This is a genomic window from Pandoraea pnomenusa (assembly GCF_040391475.1).
Classification (GTDB): Bacteria; Pseudomonadota; Gammaproteobacteria; order Burkholderiales; family Burkholderiaceae; genus Pandoraea; species Pandoraea pnomenusa_C.
This window is the reverse complement of the sequence record NZ_JBEBXS010000009.1, coordinates 86,995-109,456: the sequence shown is the minus strand read 5'-3', so window position 1 is coordinate 109,456 and position 22,462 is coordinate 86,995. Positions and strand designations below refer to the sequence as shown.

At 64.1% G+C, this 22,462-nt stretch carries 20 protein-coding genes; 3 read left to right on the top strand and 17 right to left on the bottom strand.

Features of this window, described 5'->3' with window-relative positions; translation table 11 throughout:
* Nucleotides 1–562: 562 nt before the first annotated feature.
* Complete coding sequence (locus ABWO90_RS11965; protein ID WP_353191453.1) at nucleotides 563–859, top strand: hypothetical protein; 297 nt, start codon at nucleotides 563–565, stop codon at nucleotides 857–859.
* A 72-nt stretch (nucleotides 860–931) separates the two neighbouring features.
* Here ABWO90_RS11965 and rpsU read toward each other — a convergent pair whose 3' ends face one another.
* The 12 genes from rpsU to ABWO90_RS11905 form a co-directional block, all read right to left on the bottom strand.
* On the bottom strand, nucleotides 932–1,144 hold the full coding sequence (rpsU, locus tag ABWO90_RS11960; RefSeq protein WP_010806331.1) for a 30S ribosomal protein S21: 213 nt from the start codon (nucleotides 1,142–1,144) through the stop codon (nucleotides 932–934).
* Between the two features lie 515 nt (nucleotides 1,145–1,659).
* Entirely contained in the window at nucleotides 1,660–2,841 is a 1,182-nt protein-coding gene (locus ABWO90_RS11955) for a porin (protein ID WP_353191452.1), read from the bottom strand.
* 518 nt (nucleotides 2,842–3,359) lie between these two features.
* Entirely contained in the window at nucleotides 3,360–3,983 is a 624-nt protein-coding gene (locus ABWO90_RS11950) for a hypothetical protein (protein ID WP_353191451.1), read from the bottom strand.
* A 131-nt stretch (nucleotides 3,984–4,114) separates the two neighbouring features.
* On the bottom strand, nucleotides 4,115–5,182 hold the full coding sequence (locus ABWO90_RS11945; protein ID WP_353191450.1) for a mechanosensitive ion channel family protein: 1,068 nt from the start codon (nucleotides 5,180–5,182) through the stop codon (nucleotides 4,115–4,117).
* Nucleotides 5,183–5,491: 309 nt separating this feature from the next.
* On the bottom strand, nucleotides 5,492–6,865 hold the full coding sequence (locus ABWO90_RS11940; RefSeq protein WP_353191449.1) for an MFS transporter: 1,374 nt from the start codon (nucleotides 6,863–6,865) through the stop codon (nucleotides 5,492–5,494).
* Between the two features lie 66 nt (nucleotides 6,866–6,931).
* A complete protein-coding gene (locus ABWO90_RS11935; protein WP_353191448.1) occupies nucleotides 6,932–8,083 on the bottom strand; it encodes an FAD-dependent monooxygenase in 1,152 nt (383 codons plus the stop codon).
* Nucleotides 8,084–8,129: 46 nt separating this feature from the next.
* A complete protein-coding gene (locus ABWO90_RS11930) occupies nucleotides 8,130–8,918 on the bottom strand; it encodes a maleate cis-trans isomerase family protein (RefSeq protein WP_353191447.1) in 789 nt (262 codons plus the stop codon).
* Complete coding sequence (locus tag ABWO90_RS11925) at nucleotides 8,915–9,403, bottom strand: acyl-CoA thioesterase (RefSeq protein ID WP_353191446.1); 489 nt, start codon at nucleotides 9,401–9,403, stop codon at nucleotides 8,915–8,917. The genes ABWO90_RS11930 and ABWO90_RS11925 overlap by 4 nt, the downstream gene beginning before the upstream one ends.
* Nucleotides 9,400–11,118, bottom strand: a complete 1,719-nt coding sequence (locus tag ABWO90_RS11920) for an AMP-binding protein (protein WP_353191445.1) — start codon at nucleotides 11,116–11,118, stop codon at nucleotides 9,400–9,402. Before ABWO90_RS11920 ends, ABWO90_RS11925 begins: the two co-directional genes overlap by 4 nt.
* A gap of 35 nt (nucleotides 11,119–11,153) precedes the next feature.
* On the bottom strand, nucleotides 11,154–11,414 hold the full coding sequence (locus ABWO90_RS11915; protein WP_353191444.1) for a hypothetical protein: 261 nt from the start codon (nucleotides 11,412–11,414) through the stop codon (nucleotides 11,154–11,156).
* On the bottom strand, nucleotides 11,411–12,067 hold the full coding sequence (locus ABWO90_RS11910; protein ID WP_353191443.1) for a VOC family protein: 657 nt from the start codon (nucleotides 12,065–12,067) through the stop codon (nucleotides 11,411–11,413). Before ABWO90_RS11910 ends, ABWO90_RS11915 begins: the two co-directional genes overlap by 4 nt.
* Nucleotides 12,068–12,130: 63 nt before the next feature.
* Entirely contained in the window at nucleotides 12,131–13,417 is a 1,287-nt protein-coding gene (locus tag ABWO90_RS11905; protein ID WP_353191442.1) for an alpha/beta fold hydrolase, read from the bottom strand.
* 200 nt (nucleotides 13,418–13,617) lie between these two features.
* Between ABWO90_RS11905 and ABWO90_RS11900 the strand changes: the two genes are divergently transcribed.
* Nucleotides 13,618–14,301 (top strand): TetR/AcrR family transcriptional regulator, encoded by a 684-nt coding sequence (locus tag ABWO90_RS11900; RefSeq protein ID WP_353191441.1) that lies wholly within the window; start codon nucleotides 13,618–13,620, stop codon nucleotides 14,299–14,301.
* On the opposite strand, the gene ABWO90_RS11895 is transcribed toward ABWO90_RS11900, so the two are convergent.
* Entirely contained in the window at nucleotides 14,291–16,375 is a 2,085-nt protein-coding gene (locus tag ABWO90_RS11895) for a putative bifunctional diguanylate cyclase/phosphodiesterase (protein ID WP_353191440.1), read from the bottom strand. The two genes, ABWO90_RS11900 and ABWO90_RS11895, sit on opposite strands and share 11 nt — an antisense overlap.
* Before the next feature lie 196 nt (nucleotides 16,376–16,571).
* Nucleotides 16,572–16,820: a hypothetical protein gene (locus ABWO90_RS11890; RefSeq protein ID WP_353191439.1), complete on the bottom strand. Its 249-nt coding sequence runs from the start codon at nucleotides 16,818–16,820 to the stop codon at nucleotides 16,572–16,574.
* 402 nt (nucleotides 16,821–17,222) lie between these two features.
* On the opposite strand from ABWO90_RS11890, the gene ABWO90_RS11885 reads away from it, so the two are divergent.
* Nucleotides 17,223–17,474, top strand: coding sequence for a GlsB/YeaQ/YmgE family stress response membrane protein (locus ABWO90_RS11885; RefSeq protein WP_353191438.1), 252 nt, complete (start codon nucleotides 17,223–17,225; stop codon nucleotides 17,472–17,474).
* A 52-nt stretch (nucleotides 17,475–17,526) separates the two neighbouring features.
* Here ABWO90_RS11885 and ABWO90_RS11880 read toward each other — a convergent pair whose 3' ends face one another.
* From ABWO90_RS11880 to ABWO90_RS11870, 3 genes are read right to left on the bottom strand one after another with little or no spacing between them, the layout of a single operon-like run.
* Entirely contained in the window at nucleotides 17,527–19,269 is a 1,743-nt protein-coding gene (locus ABWO90_RS11880; protein ID WP_353191437.1) for a FecR domain-containing protein, read from the bottom strand.
* Nucleotides 19,250–19,990 carry a response regulator transcription factor gene (locus ABWO90_RS11875; RefSeq protein ID WP_353191436.1) on the bottom strand — a complete coding sequence of 247 codons (741 nt, stop codon included), beginning with the start codon at nucleotides 19,988–19,990 and terminating at the stop codon, nucleotides 19,250–19,252. Before ABWO90_RS11875 ends, ABWO90_RS11880 begins: the two co-directional genes overlap by 20 nt.
* Before the next feature lie 59 nt (nucleotides 19,991–20,049).
* Nucleotides 20,050–22,410, bottom strand: coding sequence for a CHASE2 domain-containing protein (locus ABWO90_RS11870; protein WP_353191435.1), 2,361 nt, complete (start codon nucleotides 22,408–22,410; stop codon nucleotides 20,050–20,052).
* Nucleotides 22,411–22,462: the final 52 nt, after the last annotated feature.

The window sequence follows — 22,462 nt, the reverse complement described above, 5'->3', positions numbered from 1 at the left end:
ACCGATGTGGCGTAATGGCGCCGGGACAGGGTGGCCAACGCTCATCGTTGGCCACGGTATTCGGTGACGGCGCAATCCTTTCGCCTCCAACGGCCCCGACGCACTGTAACCGTCCGCCGCAAACGAGACTCTTCAGTTGGGGTCATACATTGCGCGAATTTCCGGGTGACTGTTTCAAACTGCGCCGATTCGACTTCGATTCGCAAGCCTCTGTGTACCGTCATTTTGTCGCGCCAATTCGCACACTGGCGTAGATCTTGCGCAATCTTTTAACCAAGCCAGCAAAAAGCAAATTCCGTTACGTCTGTTACGTCCGTTTCGCTTCATATCCCATAGCTCGACGGCTTGAAGATATACCGAAACGTTCACATCAGTTCTGATTTATACGAAACCGAACAATTCTAACAGTCCGTTACGTATACAACTACCTGCAGCCGCCCCAGCAGCTCTTGCACCGGAGCGACTCACAGATCGAACCGCCTCTCATGCGCAAACGCATCACAACTTGCAAGCACGCAGTCCGGAATTGCCGCATCATGACAGCCCAAGAGATGGGGCACTCATGATGGACAACTCAATTGACGCCCGCAGGCCAAATGGCAAACGTCTGTGGACGCACCGACTGATCGGAAACGTCCAATCGCCTGACCTTCGCAGCGCACGCGACGCCCTCCCAGCCGGGGCCACCGCCTTCACACGAACCGACAATTATATCGGTTTTTGCCTCAGCAACGAGCAGCCGACAAAATTGCTCGGAATTCGGACAAAGTCCGAAAATATAGGCTGGGGCCGACTGACCGGCGCTATCCGGGTACCGCGCAACCCGGAGAATTTCGGCGCAAAAATTATGGTGAAATGAAATAAAAAAACCCGCCTCACGGCGGGTTTTTCACTTCGCACTGCATTGCGCCGGAGGGGCGCAACGGCATGCTTAGTACATCTTCTTCTTCAGCGTTTGGCTGCGCAGACGCTTACGCAGACGGGCCACGGCAGCCGCCTTCTTGCGCTTGCGCTCAGCCGTCGGCTTTTCGTAAGCGGCGCGCGCCTTGACTTCCTTGATCAGGCCCGTGCCGTCGATAGCGCGACGGAAACGACGCAGTGCAACTTCAACGGGTTCACCGTCTTTGATAACGATCTTGGTCATGCAATATCTCGTATAGTGATTCGGCTCACGAGAGCCGGAAATTTAACTTACCGCGCAAAGACACCCTTCCCCGCCCTGCCGGAGATTCCTCCTGCCAGGCACGACGAACGGACTTGCAACGGACTGCACTACACCACATCCGGCGGGACCGCGACTCACCTCCTCTGCGATCTCCCGATTGGCTTTCGACACCCGGCCCACACCTCGTGAACCCCGTATCGCGCCTTCCAGACTGGCTGAACGGTTGATTAATGGCGAAGCGGCACCCTCATCGTTCGTCAGTGAGAGCCACTTCCCGCAATGCCCGTTTTTTGGACAAGGTCGTGATTATACACACAAAGTGCGCAGAATGTACACGTTTTGAGGGCCAACGAAGCACAACGGGCCCTACCGGAAGCCGGTGGGGCCCGTTGTGGCCTGGGGACGGTGCCTCGGCCCATCCTCCAGGCCCGGTTCGGCATCAGGCGGATCCGGTCCGATTCGGCCGGAAGGCCCGCCTGGCCAGCCAAGTTCGCTTAGAACTTGTGACGCACGCCTGCAACCACAGCGATCTGCGACTGCGCGCCGGTGCCCGTCGGGCCGCCAACGTTGTCGATCGCTGCCACGACGGCATCGCCCGTTGCGCGCTGATAAACGCCCGTCAGATACGTTTCGGTGCGCTTGCTGAACGAGTACACGCCACCGGCGTTGATCTGGAACCAACGCGGCTTCGTGCCCTTGGTGATGCCCGACAGCGCCGTGGCGCCGCCCACGCTGCCATCGCTGTAGATGAACGCCAGACCGCCCAGCATGTTCGGCGTGAACTGGTACTTGCCGTTCAGTTCGAACGTGTTCACACGGATCGACGACTGGTTCGTGTAGCTCACCTTGGCGTAGCTGTACACGAAGCCGACGGTCGCAGCCTGGATCTGGTACGAGATACCGGCGGCAGCGATATCGTGCTTGTCGACCGGGCTCGTGTAGAAGATGTCCGTGGCGCTGGAGTAGTCGTTGGACACCGCACCGTTGGCGTTACCCGTACCCGGGCTCGACAGGTGCATGTAGCCGACGGCGGCCATGAGCGGGCCATTGGCGTACGAAGCGCCCAGGCTCCATGCGTTGTTGTGCGAGAAGCCCGTGCCGCTGCCCGTATTCGGCTCGTTGCTGAAGCCGTACAGGGCGCCGAACGAGAAGCCGCCGTAGTTCGCGCTCGTGTACTTGACCGAGTTGTTGATACGGAACGAGTTGTACAGGTTGTCGATATCGCCGACGTGCGCGCCGTACTGCGTGGCCCATTGCTTGGCCGACGTGATCGGGCTCACGAAGTCGACCACGGAGTCATATTGACGACCGATCGTGAAGGTACCGGCTTGTGCGCTTTGCAGGCCGACGTATGCCTGGCGGCCGAACATGCGGCTGTTCTGGAGCGCGTTGCCGTTCGTCAGGCTGAAGCCGTTCTCGAGCACGAACAGAGCCTTGAGGCCGCCGCCGAGATCTTCCGTACCCTTCAGGCCCCAACGGTTGCCCTGACCAATGCCGCTCACGGCCTGGAAGTTGTGCGCGCCCTTGGCGTTCAGACCGGTCGCGACATTGTTGACGTAGCCGATACCGGCGTCGATCACACCGTAGAGCGTGACGTTGCTGCTGCTCTGGGCCATTGCCGGTGCGGCAACGGCGAAGCTGGCAGCGGCCAGCACCGTGAGTTGGAAGCGCTTCATGATTTCCTCTTTGTTAGTGGTCTTATCGTTATTGCCCGCCTCATGCGGGCGCCCCGTCGACATCGGTCGCGCAGCGCATTCGAGACGCCGCATGCTGCAACCGCATATGCAATGGAGTGCTGACCAAATGACTAGCGGTGCTTTCCTGTGAAGGAAAAGCACCGCTAGTTGTCGGAAAGCCGGGGGCATTTTGACACGTCCACGACACGTTATGCACACGCGTGGTGCGTTTGCAACACACGAAATACGCGGCATATGCGATGTCCGCTTCAGAGACTTCGCGGGTCGTGATAACCGCCATCACGCGACCGACATGCCCGTGATTCACTTCGTGTCATACGGCGCAAGCGCTGAGGCACCGCCCCGTTTATGTCGTTCAACGAACCCATGAAAAACGGCGCATCGCCTGCGTGGCGTGCGCCGTTCTTGCGTTCCGAATGCCTCGGAACAAGGGCTGAGGGCACCACCGGCCGCCAGTTCGACGACCCGAGCGCGCGATCAGGACAACAATATCGCCGTCAGGCGGCGCCGCGCGACGTCGGCGCCTTCAGCGGTTTGGGCGCGGCAGTGCCCACGGGCGCCGCAGGCCTGGACGACGCGCGCTTGCGCGCACCTGCAACGCTGCTTACCTTTTGCGGTCCCGCCGGTTTGCCCGCGGCTTTCGCAACATTGGCCGGAGCGACCCCATTGGCCGCCCCCGCTGATGCCGCCCCATTTCCCTTCGCGGGCGCCTTCGCTACCTTCGGCTTCGCTGCCTTCGGCGGCTTGACGGGTTTGGTCGCCTTCGTGGCCTTTGTCGCCTTCGTCGCCTTCGTCGCCTTGGCAGGCTTCGTGGGCTTCACGGCCTTCGCGGCCTTGGCAGGTTTGGCGGGCTTGCTCGTTTTCGGCGCCAACTTCGCGGCGGCCGCCAGTTCGAGATCGATGGTGTGCTTGAGACCCGCAATCACGGGCGCTGCCAGATCGTCAGCAAAATGATCGAACCAGCGCTTGGCCTGCAGGAGCTTCTTGCCGCCGAGTCGCCGCTTGTGATCTTCGTCGCTGGCGAGCACCTTGGCAGAGAGCCGGGCACGGCCCTTCGAGAGGCGTTCGAGAACGGTGATGATGGTGAACCCGCGATGCGACGTCTTTTGCTCGGCAGACATACTGGCCCCCTTGAGTACCCGCTTTTTCAACGGGTCCGGATTGGATCGGAACCACGCGTTCGATCACGTGGATTGGCTGATCGTACCACGCCATTATCGGAGCGCCAGCAGGCATGCGGGTTTGCGGGGAATCAGCGGGCGACGGGCGCCTCGCCGGGCGGCTCCGGTGCCCGCGTAAAAAACTGCACGCTGGCCGGGATCGCGAAGCGAATGTCTTCCTTCTCGAAGGCACGCATGAGCGCGAGGTTGATGTCCTGCTGCAGGTCCATGTAGAGATTGAAATCGGGACTGAGCACGAAGTAGACGACTTCGAAATCCAGCGAACTCGCGCCGAATTGCTTGAAATGGGCGCGATCGAAGCGCGTCTTGCCGGCACCTTCCACGGCGGCCCTGACCATGGCCGGCACCTTCGCGAGCTTGTCCGGCACCGTGTAGTACGACACGCTGAATGCGAAGACGATCCGCCGCTCGAACATGCGCTTGTAGTTGTGCAGCGTATTCTTGAGCAGTTCGGTGTTGCCGCAGATGATCTCCTCACCGCTCAGGCTGCGAATTCGCGTGGTCTTCAGGCCGATGCGCTCAATGGTGCCCGCCACGTCGCCGAACACGATGAAGTCGCCAACTTCGAAAGGCTTGTCCAGACCGATCGCCAGCGAAGCGAACAGATCGCTCAACACGTTCTGCACCGCCAGCGCCACTGCCACGCCCCCAATCCCCAGACTCGCCACGAATGCGGTGATGTTGACGCCGAAGTTCGCGAGCATGGCAAGCAGCAGCACGGCCCACGCAAGCACACGCAGCGTCCACGCGGTCATCGTGACGATGACGGGATTGTCAGGCACCGCCTCGCGATGCTGCAGGCGCCGCCTCGACCAGACACCGGCGGCACGATTGACCCACAACGCCAGCTGCAAGCAGAAGAGCACCGTCCAGCCACGGACAATCGCGACATCCCACCCGTCGCCGAGATCCAGCATCTTCAGCCCGATGAGCAGCGCCGCACACAGCAGCACGAAATGACGCGTCGCCCCGAGCACCTCGGCAAACAGGCCCGCCGCCTGCGATTTCACTCGCGTCGACAACGCACCGAAGCGCCCCACGGCGAAACGCAACACGCCGGTCAGTGCCGCATAGGTCAACAACACGGCGGCCGCTGCAAACGCCCAGTCGGCGGGTGAAACGGTCTCAAAAACTTTCAACGATGTGAGCGTGCCTATCTGCAAGCCTGTCCTCCTCGCGTTCGGTCAGAACGCCGGTTTCAGCAAGCCATGCACCGGATGGTCTTGCCGACTTCGGTGGGCCGCGCATATCGCCACGCGCGGGGCGAAACCTTGGGAAAGACCAGAATACACGAGGCGCGCCCTCGCTGCAGCGAGGCGGCCGAAGCGCGCCGTTGTATGACGAGGGGCAGCAGAATTGGCCAACGATGAAGAGAGTGAACACTCCGGCCACACTCCGGCCAAACCGATGCCGGCGAGCGCCGGCATCCTTTCGCGTCATGTCGACGCTTACGACAGGGCCGTACCGGAGCGCGGCGTCACCGCCGACGACGCCGTGCTACGCGCATGCTTCGTGCCCGCCAGCAGAATGCCCAATGCAGCCAGCGCCGCCGGAATCGCGAGAATCGTGAACAGCCCGGCATTGCTCCAACCGGCCGCCAGCAGGAACGCGCCGCCGAACGATCCGGCCACGGCCCCCACTCGCCCGATACCCAAAGCCCACGCCACACCCGTCGCGCGATTGGAGGTCGGGTAGTACGCCGAGGCAATCACGTTCGCACACACCTGCGATCCGCTCACACAGAACCCGGTGACGAAGATACCGATCGCCAGCCACACCGCCCCGTCGGCCACCGCCAACGACGCCACCGAAATCGCCCCCAGCAGGTACGCCACCGCAACCACCTTGTAGGGATGGAACCGGTCGATCAGCACGCCCAGCACGATAGCGCCGAGCACACCGCCGCCCTGCAACAGCCCGGCGAACATCGACGCCTGCTTGAGCGTCAGCCCGCTGCGCTCGGCCAGAATCGGCAACCAGTTGATGAGCAGATACAACAGCAACAGGCTCATGAAGAACGCAAGCCACAGCAGCAGCGTGCCGCGACGATAGTCACGATGAAACAGTTGCGCCACGGGCGACGACGGCAACCGGTCATCGGCCGCCGTGAAATGCTGCCCGATCGCGACCCGCGCCGGTGCCACACGCGCCAGAATCGACGCGATCTGCGCTTGCGTGCCGCTTCGGATCGCGAGGAATCGCACCGATTCCGGCAACGTGAACCAGAGCACGGGCACCAGCGCAAGCGGCAGCAATCCGCCAATGGCGAGTACGCCCCGCCAGCCGAAACCCGATACCAGGTAGGCCGTCACCACGCCGCCCAACGCCGAACCGAGCGAGAAACCGCAGAACATCAGCGTGAGCAGCGTGCCACGGCGCCGTTCGGGACTGAACTCCGAGGTCAGCGTGATGGCGTTGGGCATGGCGCCGCCCAGCCCCAACCCGGTCAGAAAACGCATGGCGATGAGCCACCCCACGTTGGGCGCGAGCGCCGCGCCAACGCTTGCCGCACCGAACCACGCCACGGACAGGATCAACACACGGCGGCGTCCGATGCGATCGGCCATCGGTCCGCTGCAGAACGCCCCCACCATCAGGCCCAACAGGCCCGCACTGAACAACGGCCCGAGCGAGACCATCGACAACTGCCATTCGCCGCGAATGTGCGGCGCGATAAAGCCGATGATGGCAATGTCGAAGCCGTCGAGCGCCACGATCAGAAAGCACAACGCGCTGATCATGATCTGGAAGCGCGACACGGGGGCCGCGTTGATGAAGTCCCGCACGTCGACTGACGTCTGCCGGGTGTCGTGCTTGTCCATGAATGTCTCCTGTCCGGTGAGGGCGTGGTCGCCCCTTTTTATGTATGGTTCGAAGGGTGTTGCCGGTTATGCGGCGTGCCCGCGCAACGTCGTGGCCGTGTTGGCCTCGACTTGTGCGATGAACGCCGGGTCCCGCTCGCGCAGGTCTTCGTGGGTCACGCGGCCGGTGCGCAGCATGTAGTCGTAGGCAAAGCTCACCGGGTCGAGATGCATGCGGGTGTCGACCGATTCGTACCAGTCGAGGCTGCGACGTGCAGCATCCTGGAAACGATCCGACGCGCTGCGGCGACTGCGCTCGAATGCCGCAAAAGCTGCCGGCACGTCGTTGCGATGCGTGCTCAGCGCCTCGAACAGCGCAATGGCGTCCTGCATCGCCATGCGCGTGCCCGATCCCAGCGAAAAGTGCACGCTGCGCAGCGCGTCACCGAGCAGCACGACATTGCCGTGCGACCAGCGCGCGTTGCTCACCACGCGCGCCTGGAACCAGTTCGAGCGGTTGGTCAGCAGCGAATGTCCGCCGAGATCGTCGGCGAAGATCCGCTCGCAGAACGCCCGGCTCTCCTCCTCGGAGGCCGTATCGAGACCGCAGCGCGCCCATGTGTCCGGATCGACTTCCACGAGGAACGTCGAACGATCGGGGCTGTACTGATAGGCATGCGCCATGAATACGCCCTGCGGCGTCTCCCGGAAGATCAGCGATACCGGGTGGAACAGTTGCGACGTGCCGTACCACGCGAACTTGTTGCGACGCTCGTCGAAGGTCGGGCCGAAATGCTCGGCCATGCGCGTGCGCACCTCGCTGTTCACGCCATCGGCGGCGATCACGACATCGGCGTCCGGCAACTGGGACGGGGCGGTCACGTGGCTGTTGTAGCGCACATCGACGCCCACTTCGGCGCAGGCTTCCTGCAGCACGCGCAGCATGTCGATGCGCGACGTGCGCGAGAAATGGTTATTGCTCAGGCGCACCGGCACGCCCTGATGCACGATCTCCATGTGATCGCAACGCGTGTGGTGCGCGGTGAACTTGCGGAAGAACGCTTCGTCGGCGTCCTTCAGGAACGCGAGTGCGATATCGGAGAAGACAACGCCCCAACCGTAAGTGGCGTCGGCGGCGTTACGTTCGTGGACGACGATCTCGTCTTCCGGATGACGCTGCTTCATCAGCAGCGAAAAGTACAGGCCTGCGGGCCCGCCACCAATAACGGCAATTCTCATGATGGGCTCCTGAAAGATGAATGGGGGATGAGCGGACGGCGGGCCATCAGGCCAGGCGCGCCATCGGCTGCGCAGCCCCGCCGGCGAGCAGCGCCCCGGCGTCGGGCACCACAGGCGCCAGCCCGAGGTGATCGAGCATCTGCCGCACGGTGCTCACGGCGGTCGACGTGACTGGCAGTCCCAGCCGATCCTGCGCGAGTTGCACCGCGGGCAACGACGGCATCTGCACGCAGGCGGACAGCACCACCGCGTCGGCATTGGCCGTGCTCAGGCGCTTCACGTCGTCGAGCAACTGCATGGGGTCGCGTCGACCGACTTCGAGGTTGTCGGGAATCTCGAACGACAACGCGTCGAGCACCTCGATGCCCTCGTGCTCGATGTACTCGACCACGGCTTTCGTCAGCGGCTTCATGTATGGCGCCATCAGCGCGATCTTGCGGGCCCCGAGCGTCTTCAGGCCGGCGACCAGCGCGCCCGCCGAGGTCATCACGGCAGCTTCGCAATGGTTCTCGCGCGCCACCCGGCGCAGGTCTTCCTCCACCTGACGGTGATAGCCCGGCCCCATCGCCATGATGGCCACGAGGCAGGCCGTGCTCATCACGTCCACACGGGCGTCGGCCAGCTCGGCCGCACAGCGCAGGCCCTCGCGATTCATTGCTTCGAGTTCCTCCTTCACCACCCGATGCATGCGCATGCGGCTCGAATGGAACGTGAAGCGCTCCGGCAGGATCTGCTCACGCGCGCGCAGCATCGCGGGGATCTCGGTTTCCATCGTGGTGTTCGAACTCGGCACGATCTGGCCAATGCGAATGGGCTTCGATGCGGTGTAGCTCATGTTGTCGTTTCTCCTGCAAGGGTTGGGAGCGGCGCTTGCGCGAAGGCAGCGCGGTAGCGTTCGAGGGCGTTGCGCAGCGCGTCGGGCATCTCGATCGACTCGCGCACGCCACGCTGAATGCAGATCGGCGTGAGCCGCGCGACGAACGCAATGTCGCCGTCGGCCTTGCGCGCCGTCATCAGCAACGTAAAAGTGCGGGTCCGGACGTCGGCGACTTCCACCGTCACATCGAACGTGTCGTCGGGCCAGAGCGAGCGACGGAAATCGAACTCGAGTGCGCGCGTCGGGGTACCGAAGGCGTGCCGGTGCTTCACCGCCTGCGGCGTGCCGCCGAAGAGCGATCCGTAGAACAGTTCGGCAATGGAGATGACGTAGTCGGAAAACGTCGCGGTGTAGACGACCCCGGCCGGATCGCACTCGCCCCATCGCACCTGGCGACGCACCACGAACGGCTGTTCGCTCACCACATATTCGGTACTGATCACGCGCCCTCCTTCGCCGGCTGCGACGCGGTGCTGACGCTCGTCGCCGGCACGGACCCTGCGTCCTCTGCAGTCATGCGTGCGGCAATCGTGGCGCGCAGCGACGCCTTGTCGACCTTGCCCACACGTGTAACCGGAAACTCGTCGACGATCTCGATGCGCTCCGGACACTTGAACTTCGCCAGCCCGTGGCCGACGAGAAACTCGGCCAGCTCACCCACCGTCGGCGCGGCGTGACCGGCGCGCAATATGAGGTAGACGCATCCTTTCTCGCCGTAGAACGGGTCGGGCATGGCAACGAGCTTGGCGTCGGCCACCGCCGGGTGATGGCTCACGAACGCCTCGACTTCTTCGCAGCCGATCTTCTCGCCGCCGCGATTGATGTTGTCGCGCAGGCGTCCCTCGAAGGCGAAGCAACGCACGCCGTCGATCACCTTTACCGTCACCATGTCGCCCGTGCGCACGAACCCGTCGGGGGTCATCGTCTGCGCCGTCGCCTCCGGGGCCCGGTAGTACCCGCGCAGGCTCGACGGGCCACGAAAGCACAACTCGCCCGGCGTGCCGTCCTCGACCGGCGTGTCGGTGCCGGGAAACAGCACACGGATTTCGTCGTCGGGGCAGCCCGACAGCCCCTGCGTGTGATGTCGCAGCGCCGTCGGTAGCCCGGCGCCGGCGCCCATCAGCAAGCCTTCGGTCGTGCCGTAGAGGTTGAAGCACGGCACGCCGAGGTGGGCTTCGAGCGAATCCGCGCGGCTCATCGTGCCGAACAGTTCGAGCGAGGACAGGTCGTGGCGGGCGACATCCTTGTAAGCGATCATCTGCGGTGCCACGGGGCCGATCGACAATCCGTGCGTGACCCGGTGCGTCTCGATGAGCGCGAGCATCCGGGCGATATCGACGCGCGGCATCAGCACGGTCGTCATGCCCGTGGCGACAGTCGACGCGAGCACGTAAAGCTGGCCCGCGTTGTGCAGCAGCGGCAGCGACCAGATCATGCGGCTGTGCTCGGTCATGCCGATGTGATCCATCCACGCGAGCGAGTGACCGAGATATTCCGCATGGAAACGCGGAATGATCTTCGGCACGCCCGTCGTGCCGCCCGAGAGCTGGAAGCTCAGCACGTCTTCGCTGCCGATGCGAATGTCCGCCAGCACAGCGTGCGCGCGCGCCAGCGGCATGCCGTCGACGAGACGCTCGATGGCGTGCCCGCCCGAGCCGTCGCGCCCGCGTGCCACCAGCAAGTGTTCGATCGACGGGTACCTGTCCATCATCTGGCGTGCGAAGCCGACCAGATCGAACGCCGAGAAGTCCGCCTGAACGAAGTACGCGCGGGCATCCGATTGCTCGGCCAGCTGGCCGATCTCGACTTCCCGGTACTGCGGCACGGCGCACACCGGCACGACACCGGCCTTGTAAGCACCCATGAGGGCGACGACGGTGTCGACGGTCGTGCCCATCTGGAAGATCGCCCGATCGCCGGGGCACAGCCCCAGTTCGATCAGTGCCGCGCCGAGGCGCTCACTGCGCGCGTCGAGATCGGCGAACGTCAACGACGCTTCGTCGCTGATATAGGCGTGACGATCCGGTACGCGCCGGGCCGTAGCCCGCAGGGCGTCGCCCAGCGTGGTGTCGCGCCAGGCGTTCGACGCGAAATAGCGCTGCGCCAGCGCTGGCGGACAGTACGTCACGCCATCGATACGGTGATGAATGCCGCTCATGTTCTCTCCTGCCCGTCTTCTTGATTGACGCTGACTTATGCGCGCGGGGCGAGCCGCACGACGTCGCGTTCATAGCTTTCGATGCGGCCGTCGAGGCCGCCCGTGAACAGGCCGTACCAGACGGCCGGCTTCAGGCCCAGCGCACGACGCTCGAAGGCGATCGGCACATCGCTGGAAATCACCGTGTAGTCGCCGGTGTCTTCCACGCGGCACGCGGGCAGTTGGCGTGCTGCCTGCGTGAGCGAAGCGAATTCGGGCACATTCAGCACAAAAATCTGCAATGGATGATGGCTCACGATCGGCGCTCCTGCTGGACACGTTGGGACAAACGCTCGGCCTTGCGCTGCCAGACAGCGTCGATGCTCACGAACGGCACACCGCTCGCAAGCGCTTCGTCTTCGATGTCCATTGCCGCGTCGAGCGTGGCGGCTGCGTCGCGGGCATCGATCGCTTCCAGCGCACGCAGCTTTCGCGTGATCTCGATGAAGTAACCATTCGGATCGCGGAAATAAATCGACTCGATGACTTCGTGCGCCGTTTCGGCCGAGACGGTCACACCCCGCGCTTCCAGCCGGGTCTTCCACGCTTGCAGTTCCTCCTGCGTGTCGACCAGCCAGGCGGTGTGCGTCGCGTCGAACACGTGATCGTCCGGCAGTGGCGCACGCCCCGGGCGCGCGGCGAGCGACGCAGGTTCGCTGCTGCCAAGGTAGTAGAAGAAAGCGATGGTGCTGCCGTTGCCGCTGTCGAAGAAAAAGTGCAGGAAGTCCGGGTGCGTGGCCGGTCCCCAGCCGCGCGCGGAAATCGTGTGGATCAGCGGCAGGCCGAGCACGTCGCGATAGAACTCGACGGTTTCGCGCAGGCGCCAGGTGGGCCGGGCCGTGTGATCCACGCCATGCAGACGCAAGGCGAGGTTCGCAGGTACGGCCGCGGGGATGTCGTTCAACTTCATGTCGGGTCTCCCGGAAGCAAAGGATTCGGAGAATTCAGGAATTCGGATCGATGGTTTGCCGCGTCATTGCGGAAACGTCTCTCGCAGCCAGTCCTGCAGCAGACGTCCGGCGATATAGCGCCCGGCTTCCTCCCCATCGGCCAGCGCGCGGCCGTGGTGGTCGCCGCGCACGCGGCGGTGCGCCTTGTGCGTCGTACCGAGACTCGCGTAGATGTCGGCGATAACGCTGGGGAAACACGCCTGGTCGCCGGTGTATTCGATGAGCAGCGTGGGCTGCACGATGGCCGACGCCGTTTTCGAGAGCAACGCGTTCGACGACAGGCCCGACCACGTGGAGAGCCACGCTTCCGGCGAGCACACGCGTCCAAAGCCCACCGAGCCGTAGTTCGACGTGAAGGGGTCACTCCCCCACAGCGAACCGAAGCGACGATCGGACGGATCGAGCATGAGATCGAAGCAGCGCAGGTCGGCATCGGTACGCCAGACAGTCATCAGCGGCGTGTGAGCCGCCATGCGGCGCAAGCGCGCATCGGCACCGTCACCGTCGCGCTTCAGACGTTCGCGGGCGCCCTGCCGTGCCGCGATCAGATCGCGTGCGGTGGCGTCGAGGCGCGCGACGCGTGCGGTTTGCGCAGCGCGATAGCGCTCGATGAATTCAGGCGCATAGCGCGTGGACGCGTCGGCGCCTGCTTGACGCGGCACATAGCCGTTGGCGGCATCGAACGGATCGAGCGTCGGATCGACCGACAGCGCGTCGTGTTCGTTGACAACCGACGGATCGATGCAGGTCTGCAACAGCGCGCCCTGCCCCGGATGCGGCGCCACGAACACCACGCCGTCGACGGCGGGCATGTCGAGCGAGGCCAGCTTCGTCGGACGTCCGCCCGGGGTGCGCTCGATGCGCTCGGCCGGTGCAATGTTGGATTGCTGCACATAGAGCGCATAAAGCCCGCTCCCGCCCGAGTTACCGAGCAGCACGATGCGCTTGAAACCGGCGTCGCGCAGGAAACGCATCGCGGCGGCCACGTCGTAGAGCGCGAACTCATGCTCGAGACGCATGTCGTTGCCGACCGAGCGCGGGGCCTGCGTCCATGCGGCGTAGCCCGCGCCGACGATGTCCGGAATCAGGTAATGGCAGGCCATGAATTCGCGGGGATGCATGATGCAAACCACCGTATCGGGCGCACCGGCGACGTAAAGCGCCCCGCTGGTGGCCGCGCCGTCGGCGGTTCGCAGCACCACGTTGCGCGTGGTCGCGCCCAACGGCAGGTCGCGGGGGTTCCAGTCCGTATTCAGGAACCCCGCCGTCGCGCCCTGGCCGTCACCGCGCCGCTGTTGCTGTTGACTCATCTGTCCACCTCCTTTTTTTACATACTAGTTCAATTTTTTACGGATAGGTAAACATTTCGACGAAAATTTGACAGAGTAGTAAAAACCCGTAAACGGACGGTTCACAGGCCTTTTACCGGCACAGGAATTTGGTTATCGTTGGGTTTTTCTGACGCAAGTGTCAAAAGACACGACAGCACGGGACAGGCAAGGCAATCGTCATGAGCAAAGCACAGACAAAGCGCGACGCGCTGCGGGAGAACATTCTGGAAGTCGCGACACGGCTATTCATCGAGCGCGGGTTCGACGGCACGAGTTTCAACGACATCGCCGACGTGGTGGGCGTGAGCCGTCCGGCGCTGTACTACTACTTCAAGAGCAAGGAAGCGATTCTCGAAGTGCTGACCACGGTGGTCACGCGGGCGGCGGGGGAATTGGCATCGGAAGCGGTCCCGGACGACCTGCGCTCGCCGTCGGCGATGCTGCGGCATCTGGTGCTGCGGCATGCGCATCTGATCCTCACGCATCCGCTGCAATTCCGTGTGGTGGAGCGCAACGAGGACAACTTGCCGGTCGAACAGCGCAAGCTCGCCGAGCAGTCGCGGCGCGCGGTGCTCGAACAGTTCCGGCAGGCCATCGAGTTGGGGATCGAGGGCGGCCAGTTCCGGGTGATGGACCCGAAGGTCGCCGCGTTTTCGATCATCGGCATGTGCAACTGGACTGCGTGGTGGTTCACGCCGTCCGGGCCGCGCAAGCCCGAGGAAATCGCCGCGCAGATCGCCGATATGGCGCTACGCTCGGTGGAGCAGGACGCCTCGCGTCAGCTCAGCGAGCAAAGCGCCGCCGGCGTGCTGAAGCTGTTGCGCGACGACATCGACCTGCTGGAGCGACACATCAAGTCGTAGACGACACGTCGTCGATGCGCGCGACCGTATCGACGAACTGGTGCGCGGGCATGGGCTTGCCCAGCAGGAAGCCTTGCAGCGCGTCGCAGCCCAGATTGGTGAGAAACGCCTGTTGCTCCGGCGTCTCCACCCCTTCGGCCACGATCCGGAGATTGAGTGTCTGGCCCAGCGCCACGATGGCCGACACGATGGCGGCGTCTTCGGAATCGCGCGCCAGATCGCGGATGAAACCGCGGTCGATCTTCAGCTCCGTGGCAGGCAGGCGCTTCAGATAAAGCAAGCTCGAATAGCCGGTGCCGAAGTCGTCGATCGAGATCCGCACGCCCAGGTCGTGAAGCTGCATCAGGATCGCGAGACTCGCCTCGACATCGCGCATGGCGGTCGACTCGGTGATCTCCAGCGTCAGGTGGCGCGGCGCCAGCGCATGCCGCTGCAACGCTGCACTGACTGCCGAGACCATGCCGGCATGCCCGAACTGGAGCGATGAGAGATTTACCGCAATGCTCCAGTCCGCATGCCCCGCATCATGCCATTCGCGCAGTTGGCGGCAGGCTTCGTCGAGCACCCATTCGCCGATGGGCAGAATGAGCCCCGTCTTCTCGGCGAGCGGCACGAACTGGTCCGGCGAAATGAGGCCGCGCGTCGGATGCATCCAGCGCAGCAGGGCTTCGGCGCCGATAAGCGGCCCCGAGGGCGCGTCGAACTTCGGCTGATAGTGGAGCACAAGCTCATGCCGCGCCAACGCCGAGCGCAGATCCTGCACGAGTTGCAATTGCTCGTGGACGTTGGCATTCATCGAGCTTTCGAAGAAGCAGTAGCCGTTACGGCCCATGGCCTTGGCGTGATACATGGCGGCGTCGGCGTTCGAGAGCAGGTCGCGTTGCTGCTCGCCGTCGTCCGGATACATGGCGATGCCGATACTCGTCGAGACGCGCAGCTCATGGCCTTCCACCTCGAACGGCACCTCGACGGCCCGGTTCAGCGCTTCGGCAATGGCGGCCGCGTCCGCCGGTTCGGTCACGTTCGCGAGCAGCACGAATTCGTCGCCGCCGACGCGGGCCACCGTGTCCTGCGCACGCATGCGCGATTTGATGCGCTGTGCGACTTCGACCAGCAGCAGGTCGCCGACGCGATGCCCGAAAGCGTCGTTGACGGCCTTGAAGCCGTCGAGGTCGACGAACATCAGCGCAAAGTTCTCCCGTTTGCGGTTCGCCGCCTGTATCGCTTGCTCCAGACGGTCTTCCATCAGCACGCGGTTGGGCAGCTTCGTCAGACTGTCGTGCAGCGCCAGATAGGTGAGTTCCTGATTGGCCTCCGCCAGCGACGATGCCAGCACCGCCGTGCGCGACTCCAGTCGCAGGTCGAGTACCGAAACGATCAACGCGATGGCGAGCACCGCCAGCGTGACCACGATGATCACGACCGCGAGCCAATCCGCGTCGATGCCCGTGTGCGCCGCCCCGCAAATGCTGCCTAACGGGAACCGGGCAGCCGCCATGCCCGTGTAGTGCATACCGACGATCGCGACGCCCATGACCATGGCACCGGCGATCCGGAAAAGCCGCGTCCGGGTGGACTGACGTCGCAGATGAAACGCGATCCAGAGCGCCGCCCCCGACGCCACGACCGCGATCACGATCGACAGCGAGAACAGCAGCGGATCGTAGTCGATGCCCGGCGACATCAGCATGGCGGCCATGCCCGTGTAGTGCATGCCGGCAATGGCCGGCCCCATGAGCAACGCACCGACGATCAACCTCGGCCACGGCAGCGTTTGCTGACAGACCAGCCACAACGCGAATGCCGAAGAGGCAATCGCGATCAGCAGCGATACGAACGTGATGAAAGGGTCGTAGCCCAGCGGCACCGGGAGACTGAACGCGAGCATGCCGACAAAGTGCATCGACCAGATGCCCAGGCCCATGGCACAGGCACCACCCGCCAGCCACCAATGCGCGGCCCGCCCTTGTGCGGTCGTGATGCGGCCCGCCATATCCAGCGCGGTATACGACGCCAGCATGGCCACGAACAACGAGCAGAGGACGAGCAATGGGTTGTAAGTACTGGTCAGCATGGGAATGTGATGATTGATGTCGCTTCATGCCAACTTGTTGCAGATGCAACCATCGACGACAGCGTCTTCCGCCGGAGATATCTACGGTGATTTCGTGAAAAATAATAGCGAGGCGCTTACGAAATATCCACTGATGCCGACGTCCCGCGCAAATAAATATCCCTCGCCGGGGCGTCGTTCGTTTGGGGAAACAACATCAATGCAGCGTGTGCCGACGCGTCGACGCGCGTGAGGCATTCCGGTTGTCGAGCTGCTCATCGACCCACTCGTGCATCTTGAGCATGGCCTCGGCAGCGGTATAGGTGCTCGCATTGAAGGGAGCCTGAATCTCGATGCCGAGCAACGTGCCGAAATACACGCACCGCGTGACCCGCTGTATCCCGCCGCAGTCTTCGTGCTCGATAATGATGTAGCCCCCGCGATACTGCTGAGTCATCGACGGCATGACCGTTCTCCTTTTCTTTTGAACGACCATATCCCGAACGCAGTTCGCGATTGCAAACAATTGCGACGGGCGACCTCCGCAGTGGAGCGTCTCGCAGCCACGCTGCGCCGCCCGTCTTCGTCCCGCGCGGCATTGCGCTCGCGCCAGACAAAAAAAGGAGCCAGACAACAAGTGCCTGGCTCTTGAGAATGTGCCGTCGAAACCGGGGGGCCAAACGGCACCCGATCAGTCTATTTCCGCCCGGCGCAGCAACTGCAAAGAATTGATACAGCGCATGCGACGCGTGCCAACGCATTCGCACAAGTCGGTACGGTCACAAATGTTGACAATTCCGCGGCTGCACGGCCTCAAAATCTCCTAAAACGGCACATCGTCGGACTATTTCGAGAGCATCAACGCAACATGGGGAACGACCTTCTTTACTGGATCGCGGCGGGCGGCATTGCCGGCTGGATCACGGGCCGGCTGGTTCGCGGCGGCGGCTTCGGTCTCCCGGCAAACGTGGCGGTCGGCATGCTCGGCGGGCTCGTCGGCGGATGGATGGCGACGTTCGTCATACTCGAGATCGGCGGCCGCTTCATCACGACGGTCGTCACCGCCTTCGCCTGCGCGGTCATGCTGCTTCTGCTGGTCTACCCGCTCAAGCGGGACTGAGTCGCGGCGGGCGCGCCATTGCGCGCCCCGTTTGTGCATACACGGCCCGGACTTACTGCCCGCGCTCCAGCCTGCCCTCCTCCGTCCCGATCGACTGCCCCTTCGTGTCGCGCACGTAATTCGCGACACGAATGCGCTGCGGCTTCGAGAACGCTGCGAGGCGATTCGCTTCGCTCGCCCCTGCCATCGCGTCATCGACGCGCGCCACACGCACGAAGTACTCGCCCGCATCGGGGCGGGCGAAGCGAATCGAAGGTGTCTCACTGGAAACATCGAGCACCGGGGCGGCGAATCCCGCGTCACGCGCCATCTGGACGTGATACGTCACCGCCGGACGTCCTGCCACCGGCGCATCGCCGTCCCACCGGAGCTGAAGCGTGTCGTCGCCGTCGTCCACGACATCCGGCACGGGACCGGGCGGTCGCACCTCGAACGCCACCGCCGCACTCCACGGCCCCACGGTGCCGTTGGCCAGCACCGACCGGAGCCGCCACTGCCACGGGCCGACCGCCACGTCCTGGCGCAACGTAGTGGCCCGCGTGTGGACGTCTGCCGCGCCCGCGTCGAACTGCCCCTCGCGCGCGAGTTGCCATTCGTATTGATCGGCGTCTTCGACCTGTGCCCATTCGAACGACGTGCTTTCACCGTACTGTCGGGCCCCGACGGACGGCGTCAACATGTACGGGGCTTCCGGGTGGAGTCTGACGGTCATCGGCATCACACCTTCCGCGCCGGCAAAGCCGTCCGCGTCGACCGCCGTCACCGCCACCGTGAGGTGCCCCTCCGGCAGCCCGGTGAGCCCGGCGGATGTCGCGTCGGCATACTGGATCGACACCCACTCGGTTACCTCGGCGTCGCGCGCGACCACCACCCGGTACCGGACGGCGCGTTTGACCGGCGCCCAGGTCACCGTCGCGCGACTCCCCACCACCTCGCCCGCAAGCGGCACCAGTGCGGGTGCGCCCGGCAATGCAACCGGCCGGGAGACGGCCCCGGTCTGGCTGACTTTCACGCCCTGCCCGGCGATGATGGAGCGGTGCTGATCGCCACGGTCGCCGCGCACCTGGACTTCGCCTTGCAGCACTTCGCTGAGCGACGTCTGCGTGCCTGCGCTGACCCGGAATCGGGTGCCGCGCACCCCGGTGACCATCGTCGGTGTGGAAATCTCGAATCGACCGACGCCCGTACCGCGCGGCGCGACGTGCGTTTGCGCATCGCCCCGACGCAGCTTGATGACGGTATCGGTCAGTGACGACTTGGTGAACACCCGCGCACGTCTGACGTCGGCTTCGGTATCCGGCGGAAGCGTCACCCGCGTGCCGTCGCTGAGCGCCAGCGTGGCCGAGCTTTGCGCATACGTCTCGATGTGCGCACCCTCCGGCACGGCGTCGCCGGCCTTTACCGGTGCCCCGTTGCTGCGCACGTCGCCCTGTACTGCAACGACCTGCACGCGAGCTGGCATGACCGGAATGCGGGCAAACGGAATGCGAATCGTCGTGCCGGGTTGCAGGTGCTTCGGATCCGGCACGCGATTCTGACGCTGCAATACGCGCCAGCCGTCGATGCCGTCCATGTATCGATCAGCCAGCCCGATCAACGTGTCGCCGTGCTGGACACGATAGAGGAAGTCATTCGCCTGCGCGCCCGACGGTTGCGCATATGCGGCGCCACACGGCAGCAAGCTCCCCAGCGCAGCCGCCGCCAGCCCGAGCGCCACATGCGCCACCTGCGCCCCGGGCACCACACGCACCACCCCGGCAGCACGCCCCCCCGTTTTATCTTTCTTCCTGCGCATATTCACTCTTTCCCATCGCATCCGGCTCGTCCGGCGCCACGCACTCGAGACGAAACCCTTTCCCGTAGACCGACACGAGTTTCACGCCATTCTCCGGTCGAAGCGCCAGTTTCACCCGTAGTCTCGAGAGATGTGTGTCCAGCGTTCTCGAGTCCTTCCCGATCGTACGTCCCCACACGGCCTTTTCCATCGTTTCGCGCTTGATCGTCTTGCCGATGTTGCGAAAGAGGAATAGCACGAGATCGAATTCTCGCGGTGAAACGCTCACCACTGCGCCGTCGAGACTGATGCGCTTGGCGCGCGTTTGCACTTTGTACGGCCCCAGCTCGATCGAATCTTCGTCATGCGACGCCTCAGGCAGTGCACGCCGCAAGATCGCGTGAATGCGTGCGGTCATTTCCCCCTGACGCACGGGCTTCGTCATGTAGTCGTCTGCACCCGCCTCGATGGCCAGCACCATGTCGTCCTCGAGTGTGCGATTCGTGACGAACAGAATCGGCGGCAGGTCGCCCATCTCGCGCCGCACCCATCGGGCAAGCTCCAGCCCCGACATGTCCGGCAGCTCCCAGTCGAGAATCAGCATGTCGAAGTGCGTGTGCTGCAAAGCGCTCATGAATGCGGCAGCGTCCGTGAAGTGCTCCCATGAAAAATCGAGCGCCTCGAGCACGTGGCGGATCATCTCTACCTGACTATCGTCATCTTCGACAAAGGCAATTCTCATCTCATCTCCTTACCACCCTCGGCCGACCGACACCGTGACGGACACAAACGCCGCCACCGTCAATCGGCAAACGCCTCCGATGACCCCGCGTTGGGCAACACCAGCGTGAATGTTGCCCCCGCGCCCAGATCGCTTTGAAGCGTCACGTGACCGCCGTGGCGTTCGACGACGGTCCTGACAAACACCAGCCCCAGTCCCGCGCCCGGCGGGGCAGACTTCGCATCGTGCGGCACACGGGAAAACGGCTTGAACAGTTCCGACTGCCGCGCCCGGGCAATGCCCGGCCCCTGATCGCTCACCTCGATCGCGTAGTCGCGCCCGACCGGGTACAGCCGGACCGACACCACCGTATCCGGCGGGCTGAACTTGATCGCATTGCTGACGAGATTCGAGACGGCACGCACCAACAGGAACGGTTCGACGTCGGCGATCAGCGAGTCGACCTCGATCTTCGTTTCCAGCCGCACCTGACGCGTCTTCGCCAGGGCCCAGAGTTCGTCGGTGGCATCGAGCACGACGCCGACGATGTCCGTCTCGACCAACGTCCAGTTCGGCGCCTCGGCACGCGCCAGATGAATGAAGTCGTCGGCCAGATCGAGCGTCCGGTTGGCGTAGGCGCCGATGCGCTCGAGCAACTGCGACTCCGGCAACCCCTTTCCCGGCACGCGCTGCATGTCGATCAACCCCAGGATCGACGCCTGCGGCGAACGCATGTCGTGAGAAATGAATCGCAGCGACTCCTCCCTCTGGCGCTCCGCCTGGCGCAGCTCGGTGATATCGATGAACGTGACGATATGACCGGCAACGCTGCCGAAATCCGAGCGCAGCGGCGCACCACGCAGCAGCATCTCGTGCCCGCTCTTCGTCGACATGTCGACGGTCCGGGCAAAGGCACCGCACTGCGCCGCGTCAGCGCGGCTGCCGTGACGGCTTTCGAAGATCGCATCCCAACACGGTGCGCCGACCTCCGGCGAGACGAAGACCTCGTCGATCACGTCGCGCAGCGCCGGATGCGGCATCGAGGGAACGCCCAGCCCCTTGAGTGTCAGGGGGGCCAGTTGGTGCATGCGACGGTTCGCGAGCAAGACACGACCGTCCGTATCGCAGATCACGGTCGCCTCGGTCAGGGCTTCGAGCCCGTCGGCCAGAAAATGGCGCACATCGCGCAACGCGGTCGTGAGTCGAAACACCGCCAGCATCCGCGCGTCGAGGTGATGCCCCGTGCGCTCCATGCCCGGCGACATGGCCAGGAGCCCCGGCTCGCCCTCCAGTTGGTCGAGCCGGTCGCTCAGAAATCGCAACGCCGCTTCCTGGCGCCGCCAGCTCCACAACGGATAGATCAGCACGGACACGAGTGCCGCGTTGAACGGGGCAAACCAGATCTGCGCCATGACCAACGCCACACTGCACGCCAGGCTCCCCGCGCTAAGGGCAATGGTCGCCATCAGCGCGTGCCGGGGCGCAAGCAGCAGTGACGACAGTCCCGAGCCCAGCACGACCAGCATGGTCAGCAACCAGTACCCTGCCGAGGGCATCGTGACGATGCCGCGGCCCGTCTTCAACGCCTGCACCGTATTCGCAATCAGTTCAATGCCGCTGATGCCCTCGCCGTTTCGCGCGACCGGCGTGGGAAACACGTCCCCCAGACCGCTGGCGATTGCCCCGATCAGGACGATCTTGCCGCGGAACCTGTCGCGCGGCGTCTCGCCGCGCAGCACATCGACGGCGGACACCTGGGCAAACGTCCCCGGCGGCCCTGCGAAGGGAATGCGAAATCGATCCTGCCGGACCCAACCGCCGCTCAAGGCGGCCTCTCCCGGGTCGATACGACGCGGCAGTGCGGCACCGGTGTCGCCGGAGGCGTCGAGCAATGCGGCGGCAAAATGCGTCAACGATTGCTGGCCGACGGTCTCGCGAAGATACACCTGCCGCACCACACCGTCGGGGTCCGGAAAGATGTTGATATGCCCTTCCCGGCCGCCCAGCTGGCCCAGCGGATGGCGAATTCTCGGGCCGTCCGGCGTTGTCTCGACCACCGCAGGCAGTACGACGTTCGGGGCTCGGGCGATACTTTTCGCGAGCGCAGCGTCGTCTTCGGGGGATCGTGTGTCGGCTTCGGAGAGAATGACATCGAGACCAATGGCGCGCGGCGCATCGTCGGCGATCCGGTCGATGAGATCGGCCAGCACACGCCGCCGCCAGGGCCAGCGACCGATGGCGGCAAGGCTGGCGTCGTCGATGCCGACCACGACGATCTCCGGCGACGCGTGCTCACGAACCGTCGCGGCATTCACCGCAGCGTCGTAAATCGCGCTGTCCGCCTGGCGGCCCCACCCGAATACCCCGATGGCGACGCTCAGCGCCAACGCTGCGCCCATCAACGCCAGCCACTCGAGAATGGTGTTTCGCTGATATTGCACGAGCGGGCGCCGCACCGCAGTCTGAAATTTTTTTAACCTTTTCCGCATTCCC